The sequence below is a fragment of the Candidatus Endomicrobiellum pyrsonymphae genome, assembly GCF_020328025.1.
In the GTDB taxonomy this organism is placed as follows: Bacteria; Elusimicrobiota; Endomicrobiia; order Endomicrobiales; family Endomicrobiaceae; genus Endomicrobiellum; species Endomicrobiellum pyrsonymphae.
The window spans coordinates 1-4,545 of the sequence record NZ_JAIXMZ010000082.1 but is presented as its reverse complement, the minus strand read 5'-3'; the positions used below and the strand labels follow the sequence as shown (position 1 = coordinate 4,545).

Annotated in this window: 5 protein-coding genes and 2 pseudogenes; 6 read left to right on the top strand and 1 reads right to left on the bottom strand. The window is 34.5% G+C overall.

Features of this window, described 5'->3' with window-relative positions; genetic code table 11:
• The 6 genes and pseudogenes from LE180_RS06200 to recO all read left to right on the top strand — a co-directional run.
• A partial coding sequence (locus LE180_RS06200) for a hypothetical protein (protein ID WP_374134587.1) occupies nucleotides 1-259 on the top strand: 259 nt, incomplete at its 5' end.
• 63 nt (nucleotides 260-322) lie between these two features.
• Entirely contained in the window at nucleotides 323-487 is a 165-nt protein-coding gene (locus tag LE180_RS06195; RefSeq protein WP_374134586.1) for a hypothetical protein, read from the top strand.
• Nucleotides 488-665: 178 nt separating this feature from the next.
• Nucleotides 666-2,123: an HD family phosphohydrolase gene (locus tag LE180_RS06190; RefSeq protein ID WP_374134585.1), complete on the top strand. Its 1,458-nt coding sequence runs from the start codon at nucleotides 666-668 to the stop codon at nucleotides 2,121-2,123.
• Nucleotides 2,110-2,541: an rRNA maturation RNase YbeY gene (gene ybeY / locus LE180_RS06185; RefSeq protein WP_374134584.1), complete on the top strand. Its 432-nt coding sequence runs from the start codon at nucleotides 2,110-2,112 to the stop codon at nucleotides 2,539-2,541. Before LE180_RS06190 ends, ybeY begins: the two co-directional genes overlap by 14 nt.
• A 694-nt stretch (nucleotides 2,542-3,235) precedes the next feature.
• Nucleotides 3,236-3,376 (top strand): annotated as a pseudogene (locus LE180_RS06180) (transporter associated domain-containing protein); the annotation flags it as partial.
• Nucleotides 3,377-3,394: 18 nt separating this feature from the next.
• The gene (recO, locus tag LE180_RS06175; protein WP_374134583.1) at nucleotides 3,395-4,045 is read left to right on the top strand and encodes a DNA repair protein RecO; all 651 of its coding nucleotides are present in this window, start codon (nucleotides 3,395-3,397) and stop codon (nucleotides 4,043-4,045) included.
• 270 nt (nucleotides 4,046-4,315) lie between these two features.
• Here recO and LE180_RS06170 read toward each other — a convergent pair.
• Nucleotides 4,316-4,480 (bottom strand): annotated as a pseudogene (locus LE180_RS06170) (ammonia permease); the annotation flags it as partial.
• Nucleotides 4,481-4,545 lie beyond the last annotated feature (65 nt).

Here is a 4,545-nt window from a genome sequence, read left to right as displayed (position 1 = left end):
TATATACAAAATTCAACAAAGCAATCATACGGACTGCTTATATATAGTAAGGAGGACGAGTATTATTGCAATTGAAATAAGCGATAGAGTGATAAAGAGTTGCAGAAATATATATAGGAAAGTAAAAGAGCCAATAAGAGAGGCAAAGAGTTTTTATAGTGATGGCAAAAGTTGTTATAATAAGGTAGCGTTTGAGAGATACATGCCACAAGAGAAGTTAGCAGTAACGAAATCGGGGACGTGCTTTGATAGGGAGTAGCAGTAGCAGCATAAGAGATAACGTGGCACGATTTAACAGAAGAGCGAAGAGGTATAGCAAAAGATGAGATATGTTAGAAAAGACTTTGGGAATGTTTTTAAACAGAGATGTTTTAACAAATATAATGGGATTACAAATGTATCAATAGAAATAGACCAATGCCCTTCTAAAAGGGTTGGCAATGCCAACGGCATTGACGAGATATCGAGGATGGCAGGCAAAGCCTGACGAGGAATGATAACAAAGACGCGTATCGTTGTCATCTGAGTGAAGTGAAGAGTTCACACTTTTGGATGCTTCAGTCGCTTTGTTTCTTCAGCGTGACAGCCATGACTGTCGTCTGAAAGCTGAGAACTTGAATAATCATCTCATGTCGTGTATTTGTCGTGAGATGCAAAGAGGAAGAATGGATAATTTATTGGAGAAACTAAAAAATAGGATAAGTATTTTTCTTCTAAGAGTTGCAAGAGAACTTAGAACAGACGCTCGTAAAGGTCCTGTTGTAAGAGAATCTAAGAGCTTGTTTTCAAGAGAAATCAAAATACCAGTTTTCGCTTCTCTGCTTTTTACAGTCGCAACGCTTTACTGCATGCTCGTTGTAGTGTTTGGATTATGTTGGAACGTTATGGTTGCAGTGGCTATTTTTATAACAGCAATAGTTTCTTTTTTTGTTGTGCAAACCAAAAACAAAGAAAAAGTAATACTAGAGGATAACGATGCGGTAGTTTTGATGTGCCTGCTTTTTATTATTGCGGTGTTGATATTTCAAATTTCAAGAGAGTATGTATCGCCGTTTTTGTCTCCGGTAGCTGCGTTCTCTCTTATGTCGGCAATGCTTTTATCCTCAAGAATTGGCATTTTGTACGCTGTAAGTTTGAGCTTGTTTGTAGCTTTTTCAAACGATATGCGATTTGATATTTTTCTTGTTATGCTTTGTGGCGGAGTTGTTGTTGTAACAAATGTACAAAGTATTCGTAGGAGGTCGGATTTTATAAATACAGGTGTCAAAATTGCTATTGCAAATATAGCTATGATAACAATGTTTTATTTTTTGGGCAGTTACGGCGATTCGCAATTTAAATACAATCTTTTTTTTGGCGCACTTAACGGCGCTTTTGCTATCGTTTTAATGCTTGTGTTTATGCCTTTGTTTGAAAAAGTATTCTCAAGAACAACAAATATTAAATTGATAGAGCTTTCAGATTTTAACAATCTGTTGCTCAAAAGACTTATGCTTGAAGTTCCGGGAACGTACCATCACTCGATTATGGCGGCGGACATTGCAGAGCAAGCTGCTAATGCTATAAATGAAAATTCTCTTCTTGCTAGAGTAGGTGCATATTATCACGATATAGGTAAACTTAAAAATCCACAATATTTTATGGAAAATCAAATATCTGGACATAATCCGCATGACGATTTAACTCCGGAAATGTCTAAACTTATTTTGATTTCTCATGTTAAAGATGGCATTGCTCTTGCCAGAAAATATAATGTCGATAACGAAATTATTAACATTATAGGGCAGCATCATGGGACTACATCTATGCATGTTTTTTATCACAGAGCTTTAGAATCCGGTCCTAATACGAATATAGAGAATTTTAGATATTCGGGACCTAAACCAGCTACGAAAGTTGCGGCAATAGTTATGATAGCGGATTCTTGCGAGGCGGCATGTCGTAGTATAGAAGGTCCAACGGCGTTAAGAATTAAAGATACTGTGGAAAAAATAATAAACAATAAGTTTATTGATGGGCAGTTTTCGGAATGCCCCATAACTTTAAGAGATTTAAAAATTATAAGCGATAGTATGATTTCGACTATTATGGGTATATATCACGCAAGAATTGATTACAAATAAAAACAATAATTTTATAAGTTTTGTTGATTTTCCAAAACAGTACGTAGCTTTGTTAGAACAAGCTGTTGTGGCTGTTTTGAAATCTGAGAAAGTGAAAAAATACCAAATAAATTTTATAATGGTAAGCAATCAGGAAATAAAAAAACTTAATATAAAATACAGAAAAGTAAGGCGTATAACCGATGTAATATCTTTTTTAGTGGTTCCCGAATTATTTATTGGAGATATTTATATTTCTAAAAATCGCGCTCAAAAACAGGCAAAAAAATATGGAAATACTTGGCAGCAAGAACTTTCGTATCTTGCAATACATGGTGTTCTTCATCTTTGCGGATACACTGACTACGATGTTGAAAATAAAACTAAAATGTTTGATAAACAGGATAAGATATTTAAATGTTTGTTTTCTCGGGGTTAATTATATTTCTTTTGCTTTTATTTGTTTCAGCTTGGGTTTCTGCAGCGGAAATAGGAATTACAAGTTTGGTCTAAGTTATAGAGTAAAAAACTGATAGTTCAAACTCCAAAACTTTCCAAATTTTTGTTGTCATGGCTCGAACAGTCCGTATTAGCTACTTACAATTATTCTAACTGTTAATGTTATTGTGGATATGCTTACGAGCTTTGTGTCAACGTGCGTCACGACATCTGTTTTTTATATGATTAATAGAAATTGTTCATGGGCAATAAATTTGAGCGTTATTTTGATCTTTGGAGAAATTGGTTAAGATATTCAAGAGTTCCTGTTTTTTAGAAGAAATATTAACAACATCATAGGAATGTAATATATACAAAAGATCTTGCAATTGCGTGGCGAAGCGCGGGGTTATAGCGCTTGAGTACATAATACGCGCTCCGCATACTATGCTCCAGAGAATGCAGATGTCAGTGAAATACTCAGGGAGTTTAAAATAGGGCACCAGTATTGCGATAGTTGTTGATGAATTTGGCTTTACAATAGGTATAGCGTCTGTGAAAGACTTGCTTGAAGAAATAGTTGGTGAGGTTCGGGATCAAGATGATTTAAAACAAAAAACAGTAATATATACATAGAACGCAATAAATATATTATATAAGCGTATGAATCAGTATCTAATGTAAACTATGAACCAAATTCGAGTATTCCAAAGAGCAATTGTACTACAGTTAATGATTGGGTTTTGGAATTGTTCGGCAGAATTCCAGAAAATGGCGAGAAAATAACATGGAATAATTACTCCATAAAAATAAAAGATGCCAATTTAAAAAAATGAACAAAGTTGTGTTAAAAAATGTACTATACAATAAAAGGACTGGTTCTCAACTCAAAAATACATGGTGAGTATGATAAACTTATCACGATTTATTCTTACGAATGGGGAAAAATTCAAGCCGTTGCGCCAAGCGCCAAAAAAATCGCGGCAAAACTTTCAGCCGCAACTGAACCATTAACCGAAAGCGAGTTTATGGTTTTTAATAATAATTTTTCAAGACCGAAAATAACAGGAGCGCGCATACTTAAAAATAATACAACAATCAAAACGGATTTTAAAAGAAATATATACGCTCTGTACGCTGCTGAAATTGGAGATAAATTTGCTCCTTTTAATCTTGCAAATACGGTTAAGTATGATTTAATATTAAGGATTTGGGAAATTCTTGCCGTTTGTATGTCCCCAAAGCGAGCGTTAACGGCTTTTATTTTACGTTTTTTAAAACAATCAGGCTACTCTTTTGCGGATTATTTAAAAAATAATAATGCTTTTGTTGATAGAGATGTAGAAAAAACTATAAAAACACTTTCAAGTTGTTCAGGAAATAACGTTGATTTGATAAACATAGCGAAAGACGATAAAATTTGGACTTATGTTGAAATATACCTTACAAACTATATTTGCCGTCCTGCAGTGAGTATATTCTTGACAAAAATTTCAGACATGTAAAGCAAAATCTCACATTTTTTAAAATACTTAACTCGATTTGAGCCTTAGCAGTTTGCAGTTGTGTTAATTTAGAGAAGCTTTTTTGTAAATTCTTATAGCAATCAATCCTAAAGAATTTAGATATTTATGCAGGAGAAGTTATCATAATATGAAATGATAAAACGATATGCAAAATATCGAGAAAAAGAAGATTTAGGACAAGCGGAGCTTGCATTCTAATTCACTACTACAGACGCAAGTTCGTAGTAGTTGATTCGTTTTAAACGCTTTTACAATGATTCGCATCCACATTAACATGCCAGCTGCCGCAGATATTGCCGTTGTCATAAACGCATGAGCGGCAAGCCCACTTGCCGCAAGAGCGCTACCCGCATTAAAACCAAACCATCCAAACAGCAAAAGCCCCATACCCAAAAATACAAACGGGACGTTATGTATTTTTGGGTATGGGGCTTTTGCTGTTTGGATGGTTTGGTTTTAATTTAGAGAAGCTTTTTTGT